The organism is Brevibacillus migulae, from assembly GCF_004521915.1.
Classification (GTDB): Bacteria; Bacillota; Bacilli; order Brevibacillales; family Brevibacillaceae; genus Brevibacillus_F; species Brevibacillus_F migulae.
In genome coordinates this window covers 67,765-88,796 of record NZ_SDKD01000007.1, presented here as the reverse complement: position 1 = coordinate 88,796, position 21,032 = coordinate 67,765, and the positions used below count along the sequence as shown (strand labels likewise).

Sequence of the window (21,032 nt, the reverse complement as noted above, 5' to 3'; positions counted from 1 at the left end):
TACATGGAACGATTAATAAAACAGATGGAACAAACCATTTTGGGACAAGAACGCAATATCCGCTACCTGATCACAGCACTCTTGGCTGGCGGGCATGTGCTGTTGGAAGGGGTGCCGGGTGTCGGGAAAACAAAGCTCGTCCGCACACTGGCCTCCTTGGTGGATGGCCAGTATCGACGGGTCCAGTTTACTCCTGATTTGATGCCGAGCGACATTACCGGGAATGTGGTCTTTAACATGAAGGAGCATGAATTTGAAACGATCAAAGGCCCTGTGTTTACAAACCTGCTGCTTGCCGACGAAATCAACCGGACACCTCCGCGCACGCAGGCCGCCTTGCTGGAAGCGATGGAAGAACGTCAGGTGACGATCCATGACCGGACCTATGAGCTGCCGGATCCGTTTTTTGTGATCGCCACACAGAACCCTGTCGAGTATGAGGGGACCTATCCCCTGCCTGAAGCGCAGTTGGATCGCTTTTTATTCAAGCTGCAGCTCTCTTATCCATCCCACGAGCAAGAGGTGCAGGTGCTGAAAGAACATGTCCCGTTCTTTGCGCAGGATCCGCAAGCGCTTAAGGCCGTCATCACGCTGGAAGAGCTGAGTGAGAAGCGGAGACTGCTGGCAGACGTTGTCGTAGAGGATTCGATTTTGGACTATATCACGACGTTGATCCGCAAGACGCGGGAGACGAAGCGTCTGCAGCTTGGGGCGAGTACACGTGCAGGCATTGCGATCCTGATGGCCAGCAAGGCATGGGCGCTTTTGGACGGCAGACAATACGTGACGCCGGATGATGTGAAAGCGGTAGCTGTCCCCGCATTGCGCCATCGCCTGTTAGTCTCCCCGCAGGTGGAATTGGAGGGAGGAACGAGTGACCAGATCATCCAAGAAACGCTCGCCGCTATTCCAGTTCCTCGCTAGGCATTTGTTCCATCACTTCGTACTTCCGACAAAGAAAATGATCGTCCTTGCCTTTGCTGGTGCATTGGCAGTAGCAATCGGTTACGCGCTTGGAGCGGGGACCTATTTGCTGTGGATCACAAATGGCGCGCTGTTTCTGCTGAGCCTGCTGGATTGGATCACGATGCCCAAGCGCAGGGAGATTCAGGTCACTCGAAGCTTGCCGGAAGAGGTGGATATCGGGCAACCGGTCGAAATCGGGATTGAGGTGCATAACGCAAGCGGACAAACGATCTTGATCCGCATCCTGGATGATTTGCCACTGGTTTTTGCCCCGATGGAACCGCTAGTGTCCCGTGTGCAGGGGAAGCGAGCCGCATTGCAGTATCAGACGGTTGGGCAGGAGCGCGGAAAATACGTCTTCGCTTTTTTGTACGTGCGCTTCAGCGGATGGCTTGGGTTGTGGGAAAAGCAGATAAAAATTTCTCAGGAGCAAGCGATCAAGGTCTTGCCGGATCTATCTGCCGTTCGGGGGTATCTGGCCTCCATGCAGGAAAGTCTCGTGTTGGATGGCCAGCGGATTTACAAGCGACAGAACTCAGGTACAGAGTTCCACGCTATTCGTGAATATGTCACGGATGACGATCCGCGCAAAGTGAACTGGTCGGCGACTGCGCGGGCCGGCAAGCTGATGACCAATCTGTATCGTCCCGAGCGGGGGAAAATTGTCACGATCCTGCTTGATTGTGGACGTATGATGGGGGTGGAGCTGGATTCAAGGGTAAAGCTCGATCGGTCTTTGGAGGCGGCTTTGACCTTGGCGGCTGTTGCGCTGCGTCAGGGGGATCAAGTGGCGGTGCTTGCTTACTCAAGTGAAATCAAGGCCTATATACCCCCGAATCGGGGCATCGCGCATCTCCATACCATCATTGAAACGGTCTACGATTTGCGGAGTGATTTTGTCGAATCGAACCATGCCATCGCCTTATCCTATCTGCATCGTTATTTGAAAAAACGGAGCATGCTGGTGCTGTTTTCCGATATGGAAAGCTATCTACTGGAGGATCAGCTGCAGGCATATTTGTTGAGACTGCGCAAAACACATGCGCTGCTGCTTCTATCCCTGCAAGATCCCTTGCTGTTTGCCTGGAGCCGAATTCCGCTGCAAACGAAAAAGGATGCCTATATCAAAAGCATGGCCCGCAAGTTTTTACACGAACGCAACCACTATAAACAAAAAATGATCGCCCAGGGCATCCAGGTGCTGGACGTTCCGGCCGATCAGTTGGCATTATCGGTAGTAAACAGTTATCTTGAGCTCAAATCCAGAGAGGTGCTTTGAGACTTGCGCAGCGTACCGTATAAATAGGCTGCCAGCAAGAGCAGCAGAGTAAGCCCGGCAAAGAGGTATTTTACCTCCAGGGAGAGAGCAGAAGGAGTCACAAACCCTTCGATCACCCCTGCGATGACAAACAAAGGCAGCGTGCCAAGCAAGAGCTGGGCGGATTCCTTCGCAGCCTGGAGAAGCTGATGCTTGCGGGAGAATCTGCCGGGCACGAGCATACGGTAGCCCATATACAAGCCGGCACCGCCTGCGATAAAGATCGCCGTTAATTCAATGATGCCGTGTGGCAGGATATACGCCCAAAATTCGTAGGTTTTGCCTGCATGCAGGAACAAGGCGGCCAGCGCGCCGATAATCAACCCGTTATAAAGCAGCAGATAAAGGGTGAAGAGGCCAAATGTAATGCCGCTGACAAAAGCTAGCATCGCGACCTGCATATTGTTGACCATGATCGTGGTCGAGATGACCGGGCTGTTGATCTGATCATGCCCCTCCCCGAGTCGGTGGGGATCGACGTTCTCCGCAATTTCTGCGGGAAGGATGGCATACAGGTTCAATGGATCGGTATAAACGGAGGCAAACCCGAAAGCTCCGCCAAGCAGGAAGAGCAGCGTCGCGATGCCGATAAATCCAAGCCTCGCTTCGATCAAGCGGATAAAATAGGTCTGGAAAAACTGCCAGAGACGGTTTGGACTGCTGTAGGCCTGCTTGAATGTCACATTATGGGCTTGTGCCGTCAGCTGGTTCAAATACAGGGTGGTTTCATCCTGGGGATAATACGTGCGCATAAAGGCGAGATGAGAAGATACCTTTTTATATAGCGTAGTCATTTGATCGATTTCCTCAGCGGTGACCCGATTGGGATGCTTATGAAAACGTTCGAGCAATCGTTCCAGCTGTGCCCAGGTTGCTCGGTTTTCTTTGAGAAATAGGGTGATTTCCATGCCAGGACTCCTTTCGACACTGCGAAATCCAATGAAATAAGGTGGACAAAATGAACGAACGTCTTGATCGGCTAGCCTCAGTGATGACACCTGAGCAGGTGCGCTTGCAATTCCAGACAGCCGGAGTGGGGAGCAGGGCGGTCGCCTATCTGGTCGACGTAACTCTCCTCACATTGGTTAATGTTACTTTATTTATTCTGGCAAGTATAGTAGTAAGTGGAAGTACGGACGGATTTTTAAATGAACCCAACGGCTATGCTTTCGCCATCGTGCTGCTTGGCCTCTTTCTGCTCAATACCGGCTATTTCACACTGATGGAATATTTTAATGGAGGACAGACTTTGGGAAAACGGCTGATGGGATTGCGCGTGATCCGGGAAAATGGACAGTCCGTCACGTTTCTGGCCGTCTTGATCCGCAATCTGTTTCGCATGATCGATAATTTGCCGTTTGCCTATCTGCTCGGTTCCCTCGTCAGCTTTTTCCATCCGCAGGATAAGCGCATCGGGGACCTGGTAGCGGGTACGATCGTAGTGCGTGAGGGGAAAAGTCGGATGAGCGCAGGCAACAAGCGGGCAGCCAAAGAGTGGGACAGATGGAAGCATGAGCAGGTCATCGTTCATCTGGATCAAGAAGCGAAGGATCGAATGGACCACAAGGATTGGCTGATGCTCTCAGCTTTCCTCGAGCGGCTTCCCCTTTTGTCCGAGGAGAAAAAGAGACAGCTTGGTTTTCAGATCGCGGTCCATTTTTATGAAAAGGGAATCGGTGATAACCGGACCGTCGCTGAGACGAAGTCGATTCCGTTTTTGCTGGCAGTTTATGAGCAAGTTAAGGATGACTGGCGCGTGTAAGTTGTACGACAAGGAATATTCCCGGAAATCCTCTCCAGGTAGACTGTAAGAAGCAGGAGCACTTACAGTTAACCTGGAGGGGATTTTCTCATTGGGTAAAAATTCAGCATATCCAGTAAGCAGTTGTAGAGAGATTCTAAGCTGCACGAGTGATATCCCCGCTATTCATGAATACATGCGCGTTTCCCATAACAACAGATTTCAGGCAAAAAACGAAACAACCTTAGTCCGGTGGAATACCGAACTAAGGCTGCTATTTGAGTGTCAGTTATGATCCTTTCTTTATTTCATCCGCGTATATTCAGATATCTGTCCAAAGACCTCGATTAATCCCAACAGACCTTCCGCCGTTTGAAAAGCGAAAATCGGCAGAGCGATCACAAAAATCAAACTTTCTCCAATCCACTTGCTGATCATTCAAAATTCCTCCCTTTTTCTGAACGTGATTGGCTCACCGTCATTTTCTCAGAAAGCGGGGAGATAAAAGTCAGCATCATCCGTGCGATTTGGTGTTTGCCTCATTCTTGTGAGTCGAAAGGCAAGGTTGAACAAGGTTCCATCCGGATACGACTCCACTTTGACGAGTTCTGGCCGATCATGCTTTCGGCTAACTGATGGCGAGTGTACTTCCGTAAAAAAAGTGAGCGTACGCTGCCGGGTGAACAGAAAAGTAGCAGTTATGCCGGAAAGCAGGTAAAGCACCGGGTAGTAGCTGTCAAAAAGAAGGTCGAGGATTTCAAACATTGTTCATCTACCTCCTTTTTTTCTACACCAATTGTTTGTATGTAAAATCATAGCGCTGGATTAGCAAGAAAGTCAACAGGTATGTATAGTAACTTGTCCCATCGTTTTTCTTGGGTAAAACCGGAAAGGCATGCTCATACTAAGAGCGATTGGTAAAAGGAGGAGGTAGAGCAATGAGTGGGTATCCGCAAAATGGGGACGGAAATGAGTATGACGATGGCACTGCGTGGGAAGGTTTGGCGATCACACAGGAGCAGCTGAATCACGTGTACATGGCTGGGACGATGGATGATCGCTTAAACTTGTCCGGGCTTTCAGCTATGACGAAAGAACATTCATCATAAGGGCAGAACAGGCTGTGGCAGAAAAACCTCTCCGCATGTATCGCTGGAGAGGTTTTTTCTGCAAAAATTTTTTTATTGACTGAACGATTTTGTTTCCGCAAAATGGAAAGTATCGTAGCCTAGTTCTTGCTAAAAAACAGGTAAGGAGTGTTTTTTGTATGATGGACCCGCGCTTACAAAAATTGGCGCATGTATTGGTCAATTATTCGACCCGCGTTCAACCGGGGGAGAACGTTCTGCTGAATGTGGTGGGGCATGTCCCAATGTTCGTAAAAGCGATAATTCGCGAAATTTATGCGGCAGGCGGCAGACCCTTCATCCAGCATGTGCACCCTGAGATTCAAAGAGAGCTGTTGATGGGAGCGGAAAAAGAACAGCTGGACGTGATGCGGGAAGCTGAAATCAGCCTGATGAAACAAATGGATTGCTATATCGGCATCCGCAGCGGGGACAACATCAACGAGCTTGCCGATGTTCCATCGGATCGCCAGCGCCTTTACTCCCAATTGGTCCAGGGTCCTGTCATCGATGTGCGTGTACCAGGGACAAAATGGGTGGTCCTGCGCTATCCGAATGAATCGATGGCGCAGTTGGCCAATATGAGCACGGAAGCATTTGAAGATTTTTATTTCCAGGTATGTACGATGGATTACTCCAAAATGTCAAAAGCGATGGATCATCTCGTAGACTTGATGAATCAGACCGATCAAGTGCGGATTACCGGTCCAGGAACAGATCTGAGCTTCTCGATCAAGGGTATTCCTGCCGTGAAATGCGATGGACAGTTAAATATTCCAGACGGAGAGGTATATACGGCGCCCGTACGTGACTCCGTCAATGGCGTGCTCACCTACAATACCCCCACTCCGTATGAGGGGTATACGTTTGAAAATGTTTCCCTCACATTCAAGGATGGAAAGATCATCGAAGCTACAGCGAATGATACCAAGCGGATCAACGAGATTTTGGATACCGACGAGGGAGCGCGCTATATCGGTGAATTTGCGATAGGGGTCAATCCGTTTATCCAAAATCCGATGAAAGACATCCTGTTTGATGAAAAGATCGATGGCAGCTTCCATTTCACGCCTGGCTCTTGCTATGAGGATGCCTACAACGGAAACAAGTCGTCCGTACACTGGGATATGGTGTGCATCCAGCGCGAAGAATGGGGCGGCGGAGAAATTTACTTCGACGGCAGACTGATCCGCAAAAATGGCCGATTTGTCATACCGGAGCTGGAGTGCCTCAATCCGGAGAATCTTCGTTAAGCGTCGGTTCCACCGCTTGATCCTGCGAGTTCAGCGAATGCAGGGCATGTTCCTCGATGGGGATGCGAATCAGTCCAAGCAGGAGCAGATTGCTCACCGGAAACAGCACGGCCGTGTAAAAAGCGCCAAAGCATAACGGCAAGGCCAGCAGCTCGATCGTGACGACCCAGTAATTGGGGTGCCGCAGGTAACGATACGGCCCGCGTCTGATCGGGGAAGTACCGGGAAGGATCATGATCCTCGTATTCCAATGGCGGCCGAGGGTGCGGATGCACCAATAGCGTCCCGCTTGGGCGAGGAGAAAGACAGCAAACGGCGCCCACCACCATGCCGGAAGCTGTTGACGGGACCCGCCCTCCACCATCAGACAGAGAAAAAACAGGATGTGCAGCAGGACGATGTATTTGTAATGCGACGCTCCAGCTTCGTGCCCCCCTTGCGATAAGATGTAGTCGCGGTTTTGCTTGGCGAGGCGCAGCTCGACAAGCCGCTGCAGGATGACAATCAGGATCACGATGCCAAAAAAGATGCGCAATTGCATTCACTCCTGTTGCAAATAGAGTAATTCACAGCTAAAGCCTGGACCGAGCGCGGCGACCAGTCCCTTTTCACCGGACTGCCAGCTGCGCTCGATTTCTTTTTCCAGCACAAACAGCACCGTGGGAGAAGACATATTACCATAAGCTTGCAGCACCTCATGAGCGGTCTGCAGCCGTCCGGGTTCGATGTCCAGACTGTGCTGATAGGCAGTGAGCACCTTGGCGCCGCCCGGATGCAGCACAAAGCGGCTGATCTGTGGCAAAGTCGTCTGATGCCGGTCCAAGAACTGATCAACAGCCTCTCTCATGCGTAGCTTGACCAGGGTAGGAATATCCCGGGAAAAAATGACCTTCAATCCATCGTCGGTCACATCCCAGCCCATGACATCAAGCGAATCTTTCCAGGTCACGGTGCGCGAGCCGGAAATACGGGGCGCTGTCAGATGACCTGTGTGTCCAGCAGCAAATTCGTCACCAGCGACAAGGACAGCTGCAGCCCCGTCCGCAAAAAGAGAGGTGGCGATCAGATTGCTTTTGGAGCGATCATTATGGACAAATGTAAGGCCGCATAATTCAACCGAGAGCAGCAGCACCAAAGATTGTGGAAAGGCACGTGCATAATCAGCCGCTCGCGAAAGCCCCATGGCTCCGCCCGCACAGCCAAGTCCCCAGAGCGGTATGCGGGTTAGATCCTCGCGCAGGGGAAGCAGATTGATAAGCCGCGCATCAATGCTGGGGGTTGAGATGCCGGTGCTGGAAACTACCAGCAAGCAATCGATGTCTTCTGCGGACAGGTGAGCTTTTTCGAGACAACGGGTAATCGCTTCTCTCCCAAGCTGGCAAGCATGTTCGATATAGAGCTGATTTTTTTCCATGGTGGTGTGCGGGGAGGAAAACCAGGTAAGCGGGACACAAAAATGCCGCTTTTCAACACGGCTGTTGGCAAACACCTGCAGATAACGATCGATATCAGGAAAGGTCTCCTGGAAAAGCTGTTGGGTAAACTGGCGGGAAGCCTCTTGCGAAACGGTATGGGGAGGAACGGCCGTACCAACAGATAGAATGCGAGGCATACCAAACACTCCCGTCCTGGTATTTGTGTTTCAAAGTCTCCCCAAAATGTTCCAATTACATGCGGAGGAAGCCCTTGCATTTTATATGGAATCTCAGTAAGATGCGTAAAGGATAGAAGGACTTGGAGGGGAAAAGAATGAGCGAGCAACCAAAAACGAACATACCGGAATTGGAAGGATTGCTGGAAAAATTCACGGAGCTGCTGACGGGGGAAGCGACTCCTGAGCGAATCGATATGGTAAAAAACTGGTGCATCTACAGCCATATTCAAAAAGTCATGCCTCCGCTGGTCCAGCATTGGGGGAGTGAACCCGAGCATCAACAGGCGAAGGCCGACATTCAAAAAACCATTGATCAATTGAAGCAATGGAATCAGGAAAAGCAAAAGAAGGAGTAGAGGCCAAATAAAAAACTAGCACATGAGCTGTGCTAGTGAAGGCTTCTATTGAGGATTTGCTTACATCACGGCTGAAGTTTCCGGTTGTGCCTGGCTGGCAGGAAGATCTTGTTTGCGCATGGCGGTCGAGACGAGACGGTATTGGAATACTGCGGCCACCAACAAGAGAACGCCAATCATCGAAAACCAGTAGTTGCCGCCAAGCTCGGTAAAACAGAGTGCGCCCAAGGATGGTCCGATCGTGCCGGTGATTCCCCAGTTGGCCCCGAAGATGGAGAAGTAACGCCCGCGATACTCAGGTGGTGCCAGGACCGATACGGCCTTTTGAATTTGCGGACCATTCAGCATTTCGCCAAGCGTAAAGATAATCTCGACCGCAACGAAGATGGCGAAGCTGGGCGCCCAGCCATAGCCGAAACCGACGATCGCAAGCAAGCTGTAGGCGAGAAGAATGACTTTCTGAGCTGGGAACCGTTCCGCATAACGGGCGATCAACAGCTGGGTGCATACGACCATCAGGCCGTTGATGGTCATGAGAGTGGCGAAAACCATGAGATAGTCGGGAAACAAGGTTTTTAGCTGCTGCGGGAGAATGACTTCTACCTGTGAGTAGAGCAGGGAGACTGGAATCGCCGCCAGCGTTATCAGGAAGATGGTCGGATGCTCCCGAATCTTGATTTTCGGCTGTTTCGTTTCCTTTTTGGCGGACGGATTTGCTTCCGCTTGATCACGATTTACGAGTCTCGGCAATGTTTCCGGCACCTTCCAGATGATCAACAGACAATACAGGAAGAGTGCCAACGAACAGATGCCGAATGCGATGCTGGGATTTACCTTGTAGATGGCCACCCCGATCAACGGGCCTGCCGCAGCGCCGATATTCAATGCGGTATGCAGGAGGGCAAACACTTCGCTTCGTTTTTCCTCGGGAACAACATCGGTGACCTGGGCGCTGGCTGCCGGCCAAAACAGCGATGCCCCAACACCGTTCAAAATGGTGAGGAAAGCGAAGGTATAAAGGGAATCGGCCCAGATGTAGCCAAGCATGGAAACGGATTCAATAATAAGTGCAACGATCATCAGGGGCTTTCGTCCGTAACGGTCTGCTAATCCGCCAGAATACAGACTGGAGATGATCCCGGTCAGCGGCTGAAGACCGACGACCACCGCGGACATGATCAGATTTCCTTCCAGCTTGTCAAACAGGTAGATCGCCAGGAAAGGACGAAGCATAAAGCCGGCAAAGGTAGTTAAAATCGTGCCGATCACACGGATCCAAATGGCGGTATCATAACGGGTAATCAAGTTTTGTAACCATGCCATGATGGTGACCCTCCTTTCAAAGTGCGAATAGATGTTCTGTAGTATACAGGAAAAAATTTTCAAATGAAAGAGGGTTGCAAACAGTTATAATTTTCAGTTTTTGACATTTCTTTCACGAAAATCCTATCGATTTAGGAGGCATTTATGGACGCAAAATCTTTTTTGCAGCTGTATCAAGACAGCTTAGGGCATAACCTGCATCGCATCGGGCAGCTGATGCGAGAAGAGACGAGCCGAGTGCTTCAATCGTATGATCTCACACCCGAGCAATGGCAGCTGCTGATAGCCCTCGTCCGCTCCGATGGGGTGACACCGACCGAGCTGGGTACGATGACGTTGCGGGATAAGACAACCATCTCCCGCATCTTGCCGGGATTGTTCCGCAAAGGGTTGATTGTCCGCGCAGTCAATCCACAAGATGCGAGAAGCTATGTCGTCAAGGCAACCGAACCATGCAAAGAAATGGTGGAGAGTTCGCTCTTGGCCATCAAGGATCACTTTGAAGCGGAAGTGCTAGCTCCATTAACAAAAGAGGAGCAAGCGACGCTTCTGGAAATGCTGCACAAATTGAGAAAGGGCTTGGGAGATCTGTAAGCCCAAAACCGAAGCAAATAGTTGTATATGCAACCAAAATGACATATAGTTGTATATACAATCATATTGAGGTGGTTAGGAATGAAACTCACTGTTCGCAAAGCAGAAGGCCCAGGCTGGTTATTGATTGCAGAGATCGTTGAAGAGGGAAAATATAAAATGGTACAGGAGCGATGTGCCAAGGAACCGCAATATGAGCTGATCATGCAATTTATTCATCGCCTTCCGAGGCTGCTGGATCAAGTCGCCGGTGTGGAAGCGGAAGAGGCATACAAGCCTGCTGTCCTGTCTGCGAAAAGAGCGGCACGGCTTGCCAGCAGGGAGATGGAACGTTCGCGAATCCGCCAAGCACCGGGAAAATCGGTCATTCTTAAAGCGGCGGAATGGGAGGATGCTAGCCGAATCATTCGGGAGGTGATTGAGGTGACGGTCTGGATCAAACCCGGGAAAAAACGGACCATGCTGCGGGACATTTCTTCCAATGAAACCTTGGTCATCGATGTAGCGGCTGGTCACTTGGGGAAACAGGCGAACGAAGCGGTGATGAATGTATTGAAGAAACATTACGGTGTGTATGAGCGCGATATCGAGCTATTAGATGGATACAACGGACAGCAGAAACGCTTTCGGATAACCAAAAGAAAACGACTTTGATCGAACCAAATGACTAGGAAGGAAGGACAGGGACAAGCTGATGTCGAGGCTACGGAAAAATGTGAGCACAGCTGGCCAGAATAAGAAATCATGAGACTGTTACCCATTCCTAGAATTGCTAGGAAAGATAGATATATTTATGACCATTATACTTTTTTGGATGGCGGAATGTTGAAGACTTTGACGAAAGTTGACGAATAGATAGTACCTTTAGCATTTTGTCAATCTTTGATGGAAGATGTTAATATCTGGATTATTGATACATCAAAGAAAAATAGAGTGAAGGGATAGGAGAGATTACTGTAGTGGAGAACAAGGGGAAGCACAGAGAATTAGATATGGAATGGGTGGATTTGATTCTCCGGGCGCGTCAACTTGGTCTTACACCAGAAGAAGTCCGAGCTTTTTTAAGGCAGGAAGGGACACAGGCATCTTTTTATTTTGAGAGAAGAGACAGTAGGGAGTACTATTCGGCATTGTAGTGTTGGATTCCCTTTGTAGAGGATTTGTAGAGCAGGTTGCCGTTTTACGTTCACAGATTATGATCCTTTTGGTATAATAGCCAATAAACGTAACTAGGGTGACCTTCTATGATAGGGAATCGCATTCAACGACTGCGCAAAGAAAAAGGCTTGTCACTGTCCGAACTCGCAGAGCGTGCGGGCGTTGCTAAATCATATCTTAGTTCAATAGAACGGGGTATTCAGTCCAATCCTTCCATTCAATTTCTGGAAAAAGTTTCGACCGTGTTGGGGATGACTGTTGAATCCATCATTCATGAAGAGCCGGATATTGATAAAGGCGAGATGGATCCGGAATGGTTGAATCTTGTTCAGGAAGCCATGGCTTCCGGTGTGAGCAAGGAACAATTCCGCGAGTTTCTTGAATTCAACAAATGGCGTATCAAACGCGACAAAGAGTAAACCTGCAAAACTAGTACGATTGTCACAGATAACGTCTGTTTATGGAATCTGTTTTTGAACGGATTGTATGAATGGACGTTTTTTTCTATTATATCGAACAAAATCAAACCTTTAAATTTTGAAATATAGTGCGAAATACATTGGATAAGCAAGGCTAAGTATCATAAAGTAAATGAGAGGATGTTCTTAGTTAAGAACGAATAGGCTTATGAAATTGGTCGGGTGAATGAAATGAAAATACTGCTCTCCGCATACGCGTGTGCACCCGGAAGAGGATCGGAACCGGGCTTTGGATGGAATTGGGCGCTTAGTCTTGCAAGGCAAGGGCATGAGCTATGGGTTTTGACCAGAAATGACTGGAAGGAAGAAGTAGAACGGGAAATTCGCGCAAACCCACTGCAGCATGTACGCTTTATTTTTGTGGATATCCCATTTGACGTGAGGAAAAGAGTGAAAGGCAACAAGGGACTGTTTCTACATTATTACCTATGGCAATGGCATATCTGTAAAACCGCTCGCGCCCTTGATCAAGAAATCGATTTTGATCTGATCCACCATGTGACCTGGGGAAGTCTGCAGGGAGGCTCGTGGCTGTGGAGATTAAAAAAGCCGTTTGTGTTTGGACCGGTAGGCGGGGGGCAAATCGCTGCACAAGCCTTACAGCGATTTTTTGCTGGTCATTGGCGGATGGAAAAATTACGCTCTCTGGTTTTTTCCAGATTGGCGCGATTCAATCCGGTTAGCGTATGGAATGCACGGTATGCCAGCCTTTTGTTGACAACGAACAGGGAAACGTATCTATTGGCGAAAAGACTGGGCGCCAAGCATGTCGAGCTATTTCTTGATACAGCGCTGCCCGCCGTATATGTTCCCCCTGAACCGCCCGTACGGACGAAGCGTGACGAGCTGACGGTATTATGGGTGGGTCGAATCATGCCCAGAAAAGGGTTAAACCTGACATTCGAAGCATTTTCCAGAGTAGACAGACGCCTTCCGATCCGGTTGATCGTAGTGGGCGGTCCTGTCGGGGATGAGATTGAACGATGGATCGATGCTTATCAGATAAGAGATCGGGTAGAATGTGTCGGACAAGTGACCTGGGACAAAGTAAAAGAATATTACCAGACTTGTGATGTATTTCTATTTACGAGTCTACGAGATTCTTTCGGTGCCCAAGTCCTGGAGGCAATGGCGCATGGGATGCCGGTCGTCGCCTTGAATCAAAGCGGGGTAGCTGACTTTGTGCCGAACGAAGCGGCCATAAAGGTGCCGATCCACTCCGCCGATCAAGTAAGCAATGACCTTGCAGCAGCTTTGGAACGAATGTACCATCACCCGGAGGAGAGAGCAGCGAAAGGATACGAGGCCTGGAAGTTTGCTTCCGAACACACATGGGACAAAAGAGGGGGGCAGATGAGCGAACTCTATCGGAAAATCGAGCAGGATGTGAGCCATTTGGATAAAACAAGGAGGATTAGCAGAAGTGTTACGTAGAAAGTGGGTCAGCCTGATATTGGTCTTGTTCAGCTGTGTCGCTCTCATCGCTGCATCACATACGATGTGGTTGCCAACTGCGAAAACAACGGCGTACGCTGACACCAAAAAAATACGGATCGATGGTGATGACGTCGTCACTTTATTACCCTCTTCTCACCCGCGTCTATTATTGTCCGCGCAAGAGTTTGAACAATTAAAGCAGTATTTGCAAACCGATAAGGACTTTATTCGTTACCATAAGGATGTGCAGAGAGCTGCGGATCAAATATTGACCCAGCCTGTCGTTACCTATCAAAAACCGGATGGGCTGCGCTTGTTAGCAACCAGTCAGCTTGTCCTTGACCGAGTCCTGAAATTGTCGATGATGTACAAAATGACCGGCGATGTCAAATACGCCGAGCGTGTATGGAAAGAGCTGAAGACGGTATCAGACAGGCGTTTGTTCCGTGATTGGAACCCTGAGCATTTCTTGGATACCGCTGAAATGGCCACCGCCGTTGCGATCGGGTATGACTGGCTGTACGACTATTGGACCGATGAGCAAAGAGAAGTGATGCGGGAAGCGATCATTCGCAATGGAATGTCCCCAGCGCTTGAGGTATACGAAGGATCACAATACGGCTTGAATTGGTGGAAGACCTCCGAGCATAACTGGAATACCGTAATCAACTCGGGAATCGCTGTCGCTGCGATCGCGATTGCCAAAGAAGATGCGGAATCGACTGGCATCGCGGAAGAAGTTCTGGATCACGCTCTGGAAAACATTCAAGTTTCCTTAAAAACGTTTGCGCCGGACGGAGGCTATGTCGAAGGACCGGGGTATTGGGAATATGCCACAAAATACCTTACCTTTTTGCTGTCTTCCCTGGAGGTCGGGAATGGGACAGATTATGGCTTGAGCGACTTGCCAGGGCTCTCCGAGACAGGGAATTTCCCCATCTATCTGACCGGTCCTACGGGCATGTTTAACCTTGGCGATTCCGACCCGATCAAAAAAGCAAATCCTTCCCATTTAATGTGGATGGCCAAGCGGTACAACAAGCCGGAGTATGCCGACTATGTGCGTGAATATTACGGTGATCCCTTGAAAATGGCTTGGTACCAGCCGAAAAAGGCAAGCAAGCAGCCGCCTTTGGATACGATTTTCCGTGAGCCTTCCACGGGGATCATCTCGATGCGCAGTGACTGGAACGATCCCAATGCCTTGTTTGTTGGCTTCCACACGGGAGACAACTATTTAGCGCACGGAGATTTGGACAATGGCACCTTTATCTTTGATGCCATGGGCGTTCGATGGGCGACCGAGCTTGGCAAGGATGACTATAATCTGGAGGGCTATGGAGACGTCAAGAACGGGCGTTGGCAGTATTACCGTAAACGTGCGGAAGGCCAAAATACGTTGGTCATCAACCCTGGGAAAAAACCGGATCAAGACATACAAGCAAAGGGCGAAATCAAATCGTTTCGCACGAGTGTAGAAGGTTCGTTTGCGATTGCCGATCTTACTGCCGCCTATGAAGATCAAGCAACCTCGGTCAAGCGTGGAATTGCATTGATTGATAATCGCAGCAAACTGCTCGTGCACGATGAGATCAAATTGAAGCGAACGGGTGATATTTGGTGGTTTATGCACACGCCAGCAAGAATCACGTTGAGCGATAAAGGGAAATCAGCGATTTTGCAAGTCGGCGAAAAACGGCTGTGGGCGCATATCATTTCCAATCAGGACGTATCCTTCCGTGTCTATTACCCACAGCCTTTAAAAACCTCCCCCCGCCCGAAGCAGAGTCGCAATGACGGCTATAAGCTGGTGGTCTATGGGAAAAGCAAAGAGCTGCAGTTCTCTGTACTCTTCGTCCCGCTGGAAAAGGGGCAGAACCCGCCAACCAAGCTGCCAGCAGCGAAGTCATTGAAAGACTGGAGTGTATCGGGATACCCTGTTCGATATAACGCTAAATAATGCTGATGGGTAAGCGATATGTGCAGGCGATTCTTACATAAGAATCGCCTTTTTTGTCGTTATACAGGAAAGTGGGCAGGCGAAAGTGTTCGTTATTACATACATTTTTAGTAGCACGACGATCAGCTCTAGGTGAAGGGAGGAAAGGACATGAGTGATAATATTTTGGATGTGAAGGATTTTGGTGCAAAAGGAGATTATAACTTCACCACAAACACAGGTACGGATGATACGACTGCCTTTCGAAATGCGATTGCCCAATTAAGGAGAAATGGCGGGGGCGTGCTGAAAATTCCGGATGGTGTCTATTATTTGCCTACCACCACTCCTTTCCTGATTGATACCAGCAATTCACATATTCAAGGGAGCGGCAACGCCACTCTGTATATGCCCAACATACCGGCTGATATTGCGGGAATCGCGCTTCGTGGCCAAATCGAGCAGGCGATTACGAATGTAACCCAGTCTATCGCACGGGGAAGCAATCAGATTGTCGTAGCGGATGTGACACCCTTTCGACCAGGGGACTTGATTGCCATTCGTTCTGCTGAAAATTTCAACCCGGACCGCAGCTCGATCAGCAAAGGCGAATTTGCCAGAATCAGGTCAATTGATGCGTCAAACAGAAGATTGGTATTAATGGGAAGCATCTTCGACGATTACAACGACGTATACAGCATCTACGTTGACAGGATACTCCCGATCCGAAATGTATCGGTCAGCAACGTGATTGTCCGCATGGGCGGAAGCGGGAAGCGGCAAAATGGGATCCATATCAAATACTTTGACAACGCCAGTGTTCGCCACGTAAGAACGGAAAGAATCGAGCAGACCGGGATCATTTTGGGAATGGGCATCCATTTTGTTGCCCATCAGAATCATGTGCTGGATGCAAACATGCCGGAATTCGGCGTCGGCATTCTGATCAGTGGCTGTGAGCATGGGGAAGTCACGCAAAATCACGGAGAGTACTGTCGTCACACGATCGATATTTCCGGACATGGGACGGATATCATCTCCCGTTTTATCACGGTAGATAACAACACCGCGGAAAACAATTCTTCCGCCGGTATCTCGACACATGGCGGCACGGAGTACATTACCGTATCCACCAATTATGTCGTCAATTGTGGCGGAGGCATTATTATTCGTGGCCGTACCCATACCGTTACAGACAATTACATCACCAATGTATTGAATCCTGCGCAATCGACGGAGGTGTACAACGCCGGTATCTTTTTAGGTGACGATGGTCCCAACCATACCTGGGGGAACGGCTTGGCAGGAACCAATGTGATCATTAAATACAATCAGATCCTGCTAACGACCACGGGACATGGCATCTATTCGACAGCCCCTTTGATCAATGCTTCGATCGAGGGCAACAATATTGTTACGGCGAATGGGAAAAACGGGATGCATTTCAAAGGCAATTACAATGATCGTGTGATGATCCGGAACAACATGATTGACTGTACGAAGCAAACGCCAGGTTCGTATAATTTTGGCATCTTCTTTACGCCAACTACAGGCAGCCAAAAACACAGCGACATCTATATCTTGGACAATCAAATTATCAGACCTGGTTACTCTGGAATCCGCATCGATGCGAGCAGAGTCCAAGCCAATATGAGCGATGATCTGGTCATGCGGGGCAACTTGATCAGGGAGTCAGCCAGAAGAGGCATTGATTTGAGCGTAGGTTTTTTTAAGCGAGTCCGGATCGAGAGCAATGTCATGCTGGACATTGATAAACCGAATACGTATCCGTACGATCTGCCCATCTCCTATACCGCTGGCAGCTTCCCTTTGACGCCTCCGCTCCTCCTTAACAATTATTCGGATTGATTAGCAGGGAGTGGTCGACGCATGAAATGAAAAACTGGTCGCATTGCTGATGCGACCAGTTATTTCAACGGTATTCTTCATACTTTCCGCCGACGATTGCAGCAAGCATGCCGAATCCGCGATACATATGCTTGACTCCATAGGCGTAGACATGCTTTCCGAGAACGGGAGAGCACAGGAATTGGAGGATTCCTTGCACGATCTTACCGGTGCCAAAGACGATGCGTTTGATGCGAATTGCCAAGGAAGGAGACAGATCCAATTCACAAAATGTGATCGTGTTGCCAGTGCGAAAGTCCCGTTTGGCGATCCATTGCAGATTGACCCTTGTTTGAGGTACATACTCGTGCACAACCGCCTGATCAGCCCAGACGATGCGATACCCAAGTTTCACGAGTCTCATGAAAAAGTGAGTGTCTTCTCCGCCTGTTAAGGACAAGCGCTCATCAAAAAAGGCGGGGAGGCTGCGCAAAATGTTTGTCCGGATGAGCACATTTCCGGAAGCCGCAAACCTCATATCCGTTCCGGTGGCATATCGGGGCCTGTCAAAAAATTTGCCCTTGATCACCCAAGCGGGAACTTGTCCTTCAAACACAGAGAGCACCGGTCCGGTTACGACATCGGCTTTGTAATTCATGTATACGGAAAGCAGTTCATCGAGCCACTGCGGCTCTGGAACCTCGTCATCATCAATGAAGGCGAAGCAGTCCGTATCGTCAATGACTGCGGCTATCGCTCGATTGCGTGCATAGGAGATTCCCCGGTTATGCTCGCATACATAGGTGAGGGGCCATCGGTAGGTTTCACTTCGCTTCTGACAGAATGCCTTTTCCCCCTCAGCGGGATCATTATCCACCACCACGACCCGAATGTTTGCAGGTGCACTCTTGGAAAAAGTCAATATCTCTAGTGCATCCAGCAATCGTTTCAAGCCCTCGGGCCTTTTGTACGTAGTGATGCAAATGGCAACGTTCAAGAAATCACCCTCTTTTCGCTGGTGTATATATGACATTATATCTCTTTCTTAATTCTTTATAAAGAACAAAATGTTCTTTTTAAAGTAGTTTGTGAGCGAATGTTGTCGAAAATAATGGATTCATTTTTTAGCTATTTTCGGATATACTCAACTTATGTTGTTCTTTAATAAGAACAAAAATAACATTTTAACGAACGGATGATATCCAGAAACCAAAAAGCTGAGGAGTTTACTGCCAACGTGAATGTCAAACAATGGATCCACAATGGATGGAACAGCGAAATGATGAAAAACACCCTCTGGATGTTTTTGGGCCAGGGGCTGCGAGTCGTCATTCAGGCTGTTTACTTCGTGTTGATTGCGAGGATTTTGGGTGTAGAAGGGTACGGCATGTTCATGGGCGTCGTATCACTGGTTGCCGTGTTAGCGCCATTTTCCAGCTGGGGAACAGGAAATCTCATGATTATGAATGTGGCGAGAGACCGATCAACATTTGCGGAGAATTGGGGAAGAGCATTGGTGATGACTGTGTTAACAGGCTGTCTGTTAACCGTACTTACTTATTTTATCTCGGGTCAGCTTCTTCCCGCTGGCAGCTCACAGCTCGTAATCACGATCGCGCTGTCAGATTTTGTTTTGCTGCGACTTCTCGAGATCAGCAGCCATGCCTTTCAAGCGTTTGATCGATTAAAACGAACCGCTCAGCTGCAAACGCTCCTAAGCTTCACCCGACTGCTTGGCGCTGTCTATTTGCTTTTACTCGCAGGCTCAAAGTCCGCACAAGACTGGGCCGTGATTTATCTGTGTGCGACAGCGGTGAGCGCACTGATCGGAGTCTGGCTTGTTACCAAAGAGTTGGGCCGTCCTCAGCCGAAGTGGTCCCGATTGCTAGAGGGCTGGAAGGATGGATTCTACTTTTCGATCAGCTCGGCTTCGGTTGCTTTGTACAGCGATACTAACAAAATTTTGCTGGTAAAACTGTCAACACTGGACGCTTCAGGCATTTTTGCTGCAGCCAGCAGATTAATCGATGTAGCGTTGACACCGATACGCGCATTAATGAGCGCAATGTACGCCAGCTTTTTTAAAGAAGGAAAAGACGGAATAAACGGCAGCTTGCAGCTGGCAAAACGGTACCTGCCTTTTTCTTCTTTATACGGAATCGTCGCGGGGCTGCTGCTTTTTCTTTTTGCTCCGGTTGTTCCGCACATCCTGGGAGATGAATATGGAAATGCAGTGGAAGCGATCCGGTGGCTGTCTGTCATACCCGTGATCAAAAGTGTGAATAGCTTGATCCAGGATACCTTGACTGGATCCGGTTTCCAAGGAGTGCGCAGCGGGATTCAAATGACAGTGGCATTGCTCAATGTCGCGATGAATTATCTGCTTATCCCGTTATATTCCTGGAAGGGTGCCGCTATGGCCAGCATCCTTTCCGATCTCTTACTGACCGTCGGGTATTGGATAGCGATTCAATATCTGCAGCAACGGCAGGTTCAACGAGCGGCAAGTGGCAATTAGGGGGTGAAACGAGATGGCGATCTCAATCGAATCAAGCGAGATACAAGAAAAACGCTGGAAGGTAGACTTCCTGTTATTGGGCAGGAAAGTGGAAAAATGCGTTATCCTTGCCTCTCTTTTGCTTTTTTCCGGCGGCATCATGCAGCTGCTCACCCAACAGAGCGGGACGGTGATCGATCCGACGGAGGGCAATCCGCTGATGCAGGCTTGCTGGTTTGGCATCTATGCGGTTTCCTTTTTTCTGATCCTGCTACGCTGGAAGCGTGTACTGCAGGTGATGAAAAGAGATAAGTGGCTAGTGCTGTTGCTGTTCTTTACAACCTGCTCGCTTTTTTGGTCGTATGCGCCTGAGGTCACGCTTCGACGCATTGTCGCTCTGTTTGGTACCACTGCTTTTGGCATCTATCTGGCAGCCCGTTACAGCATGAAGGAGCAATTGCGTCTGGTTGCTTTCATGCTTGGTGCAGCAATCGTGCTAAGCGTGATCTTTGCCTGGGTTCTCCCTGGTTATGGAATTTACAGTGAGGATCGCGGAGAGGCCTGGCGCGGGATTTTCGTTCATAAAAACATTTTGGGCAGGTTAATGGCACTGAGCAGCCTAGTCTTTCTGCTGCTATGCATGGCACAACGACAGAGGAGGTCGCTATACGCAGGTTTTTTAGGCTTATCGCTTTGCTTGTTGATTTTATCTAATTCGAAAACAGCGCTTATCATCTTTCTTTTTCAGCTTATCGTTTTTACGATGATGCCTATGCTCAGGATGAAAAACAAGCTGCTTGCCGTATTCTTGGGGATCGTCTTGATATTGGCAGGGTCTCTTACGTTTCTCGCTGTGGATATCGGGACAGTCGCAGAGGCGTCTTTGGAAAGTATGGATCGAGATGTGACACTGACGGGGAGAACCGATCTGTGGATGGCGTTGTTCGACAGGGTCAAAGAGCACCCGTATCTGGGGTACGGCTACAGCGGATTTTGGCTGGGGAATGCGGGAGAATCGTATCAAATCCTGCTTGATACCGGATGGATGCCGGTTCACTCCCATAATGGCCTGCTCGACATTCTCATTGATCTGGGAGTCGTCGGTTTGATCCTCTTTTTCGTTACTTTTTCCGCGGGGATGGCCAGGGGAGTCAGGCTGATTCAGACGACTCGATCGATCGAAAGCTATTGGCCGTTATTGTGCTTTACCTTTTTGTTTCTTTACATGTTTCCTGAGGATTCGCTTTTCAAGCAGAACAATGTGTTCTGGATTCTGTTCGTGTCCACCACCCTGCGTGTAGCGGGAAAACGATCAGGATCAAGCGGTTAAGAAAAAGCAAGG

General features: G+C 49.3%; 22 protein-coding genes. 15 read left to right on the top strand and 7 right to left on the bottom strand.

What is annotated here, in order from left to right; translation table 11 throughout:
• Positions 1 to 3 precede the first annotated feature (3 nt).
• The gene (locus tag EIZ37_RS10005; protein ID WP_134684461.1) at positions 4 to 924 is read left to right on the top strand and encodes an AAA family ATPase; all 921 of its coding nucleotides are present in this window, start codon (positions 4 to 6) and stop codon (positions 922 to 924) included.
• On the top strand, positions 875 to 2,245 hold the full coding sequence (locus tag EIZ37_RS10000; protein WP_134684460.1) for a DUF58 domain-containing protein: 1,371 nt from the start codon (positions 875 to 877) through the stop codon (positions 2,243 to 2,245). The genes EIZ37_RS10005 and EIZ37_RS10000 overlap by 50 nt, the downstream gene beginning before the upstream one ends.
• Here EIZ37_RS10000 and EIZ37_RS09995 read toward each other — a convergent pair.
• Positions 2,212 to 3,192: a stage II sporulation protein M gene (locus tag EIZ37_RS09995; RefSeq protein ID WP_134684459.1), complete on the bottom strand. Its 981-nt coding sequence runs from the start codon at positions 3,190 to 3,192 to the stop codon at positions 2,212 to 2,214. The genes EIZ37_RS10000 and EIZ37_RS09995 overlap by 34 nt on opposite strands.
• 50 nt (positions 3,193 to 3,242) lie before the next feature.
• Here EIZ37_RS09995 and EIZ37_RS09990 point away from each other — a divergent pair, with 50 nt between their 5' ends.
• Positions 3,243 to 4,046 carry an RDD family protein gene (locus tag EIZ37_RS09990; RefSeq protein ID WP_134684458.1) on the top strand — a complete coding sequence of 268 codons (804 nt, stop codon included), beginning with the start codon at positions 3,243 to 3,245 and terminating at the stop codon, positions 4,044 to 4,046.
• A 282-nt stretch (positions 4,047 to 4,328) separates the two neighbouring features.
• On the opposite strand, the gene EIZ37_RS26540 is transcribed toward EIZ37_RS09990, so the two are convergent.
• Together EIZ37_RS26540 and EIZ37_RS09985 are read right to left on the bottom strand one after the other, a co-directional pair.
• Complete coding sequence (locus EIZ37_RS26540; protein WP_268898743.1) at positions 4,329 to 4,463, bottom strand: hypothetical protein; 135 nt, start codon at positions 4,461 to 4,463, stop codon at positions 4,329 to 4,331.
• 48 nt (positions 4,464 to 4,511) lie between these two features.
• Positions 4,512 to 4,790 (bottom strand): hypothetical protein, encoded by a 279-nt coding sequence (locus tag EIZ37_RS09985; RefSeq protein WP_134684457.1) that lies wholly within the window; start codon positions 4,788 to 4,790, stop codon positions 4,512 to 4,514.
• A gap of 173 nt (positions 4,791 to 4,963) precedes the next feature.
• Between EIZ37_RS09985 and EIZ37_RS25905 the strand changes: the two genes are divergently transcribed.
• Positions 4,964 to 5,134, top strand: coding sequence for a hypothetical protein (locus EIZ37_RS25905; RefSeq protein ID WP_167568781.1), 171 nt, complete (start codon positions 4,964 to 4,966; stop codon positions 5,132 to 5,134).
• Between the two features lie 158 nt (positions 5,135 to 5,292).
• On the top strand, positions 5,293 to 6,405 hold the full coding sequence (locus EIZ37_RS09980; RefSeq protein ID WP_134684456.1) for an aminopeptidase: 1,113 nt from the start codon (positions 5,293 to 5,295) through the stop codon (positions 6,403 to 6,405).
• On the opposite strand, the gene EIZ37_RS09975 is transcribed toward EIZ37_RS09980, so the two are convergent.
• Both EIZ37_RS09975 and EIZ37_RS09970 read right to left on the bottom strand, forming a co-directional pair.
• A complete protein-coding gene (locus tag EIZ37_RS09975; protein WP_134684455.1) occupies positions 6,383 to 6,940 on the bottom strand; it encodes an isoprenylcysteine carboxyl methyltransferase family protein in 558 nt (185 codons plus the stop codon). The two genes, EIZ37_RS09980 and EIZ37_RS09975, sit on opposite strands and share 23 nt — an antisense overlap.
• Before the next feature lie 6 nt (positions 6,941 to 6,946).
• Positions 6,947 to 8,017 (bottom strand): type III polyketide synthase, encoded by a 1,071-nt coding sequence (locus EIZ37_RS09970; protein ID WP_134684454.1) that lies wholly within the window; start codon positions 8,015 to 8,017, stop codon positions 6,947 to 6,949.
• Between the two features lie 137 nt (positions 8,018 to 8,154).
• Here EIZ37_RS09970 and EIZ37_RS09965 point away from each other — a divergent pair, with 137 nt between their 5' ends.
• A complete protein-coding gene (locus EIZ37_RS09965) occupies positions 8,155 to 8,415 on the top strand; it encodes a DUF2573 family protein (RefSeq protein ID WP_134684453.1) in 261 nt (86 codons plus the stop codon).
• Positions 8,416 to 8,475: 60 nt separating this feature from the next.
• On the opposite strand, the gene EIZ37_RS09960 is transcribed toward EIZ37_RS09965, so the two are convergent.
• Positions 8,476 to 9,738: an MDR family MFS transporter gene (locus EIZ37_RS09960; protein WP_134684452.1), complete on the bottom strand. Its 1,263-nt coding sequence runs from the start codon at positions 9,736 to 9,738 to the stop codon at positions 8,476 to 8,478.
• A gap of 144 nt (positions 9,739 to 9,882) precedes the next feature.
• Between EIZ37_RS09960 and EIZ37_RS09955 the strand changes: the two genes are divergently transcribed.
• From EIZ37_RS09955 to EIZ37_RS09925, 7 genes are all read left to right on the top strand, one after another.
• Positions 9,883 to 10,332 carry a MarR family winged helix-turn-helix transcriptional regulator gene (locus EIZ37_RS09955; RefSeq protein WP_134684451.1) on the top strand — a complete coding sequence of 150 codons (450 nt, stop codon included), beginning with the start codon at positions 9,883 to 9,885 and terminating at the stop codon, positions 10,330 to 10,332.
• An 81-nt stretch (positions 10,333 to 10,413) separates the two neighbouring features.
• A complete protein-coding gene (locus EIZ37_RS09950) occupies positions 10,414 to 10,986 on the top strand; it encodes a DUF167 family protein (protein ID WP_134684450.1) in 573 nt (190 codons plus the stop codon).
• 338 nt (positions 10,987 to 11,324) lie between these two features.
• Positions 11,325 to 11,468 carry an anti-repressor SinI family protein gene (locus EIZ37_RS26535; RefSeq protein WP_134684593.1) on the top strand — a complete coding sequence of 48 codons (144 nt, stop codon included), beginning with the start codon at positions 11,325 to 11,327 and terminating at the stop codon, positions 11,466 to 11,468.
• Between the two features lie 108 nt (positions 11,469 to 11,576).
• A complete protein-coding gene (locus EIZ37_RS09940) occupies positions 11,577 to 11,909 on the top strand; it encodes a helix-turn-helix domain-containing protein (protein ID WP_134684449.1) in 333 nt (110 codons plus the stop codon).
• Between the two features lie 342 nt (positions 11,910 to 12,251).
• Complete coding sequence (locus EIZ37_RS09935) at positions 12,252 to 13,403, top strand: glycosyltransferase family 4 protein (protein WP_235827944.1); 1,152 nt, start codon at positions 12,252 to 12,254, stop codon at positions 13,401 to 13,403.
• Positions 13,393 to 15,366, top strand: coding sequence for a DUF4962 domain-containing protein (locus EIZ37_RS09930; protein ID WP_134684447.1), 1,974 nt, complete (start codon positions 13,393 to 13,395; stop codon positions 15,364 to 15,366). The genes EIZ37_RS09935 and EIZ37_RS09930 overlap by 11 nt, the downstream gene beginning before the upstream one ends.
• A gap of 150 nt (positions 15,367 to 15,516) precedes the next feature.
• Positions 15,517 to 17,214 carry a right-handed parallel beta-helix repeat-containing protein gene (locus tag EIZ37_RS09925; protein WP_134684446.1) on the top strand — a complete coding sequence of 566 codons (1,698 nt, stop codon included), beginning with the start codon at positions 15,517 to 15,519 and terminating at the stop codon, positions 17,212 to 17,214.
• Positions 17,215 to 17,278: 64 nt separating this feature from the next.
• Here the strand turns inward: EIZ37_RS09925 and EIZ37_RS09920 are convergent, their stop codons facing one another.
• A complete protein-coding gene (locus tag EIZ37_RS09920) occupies positions 17,279 to 18,190 on the bottom strand; it encodes a glycosyltransferase family 2 protein (RefSeq protein ID WP_167568779.1) in 912 nt (303 codons plus the stop codon).
• 240 nt (positions 18,191 to 18,430) lie between these two features.
• Here EIZ37_RS09920 and EIZ37_RS09915 point away from each other — a divergent pair, with 240 nt between their 5' ends.
• Entirely contained in the window at positions 18,431 to 19,711 is a 1,281-nt protein-coding gene (locus EIZ37_RS09915; RefSeq protein WP_167568777.1) for a flippase, read from the top strand.
• A gap of 13 nt (positions 19,712 to 19,724) precedes the next feature.
• Positions 19,725 to 21,020 (top strand): O-antigen ligase family protein, encoded by a 1,296-nt coding sequence (locus EIZ37_RS09910; RefSeq protein ID WP_134684443.1) that lies wholly within the window; start codon positions 19,725 to 19,727, stop codon positions 21,018 to 21,020.
• The last annotated feature ends 12 nt before the right edge of the window (positions 21,021 to 21,032 follow it).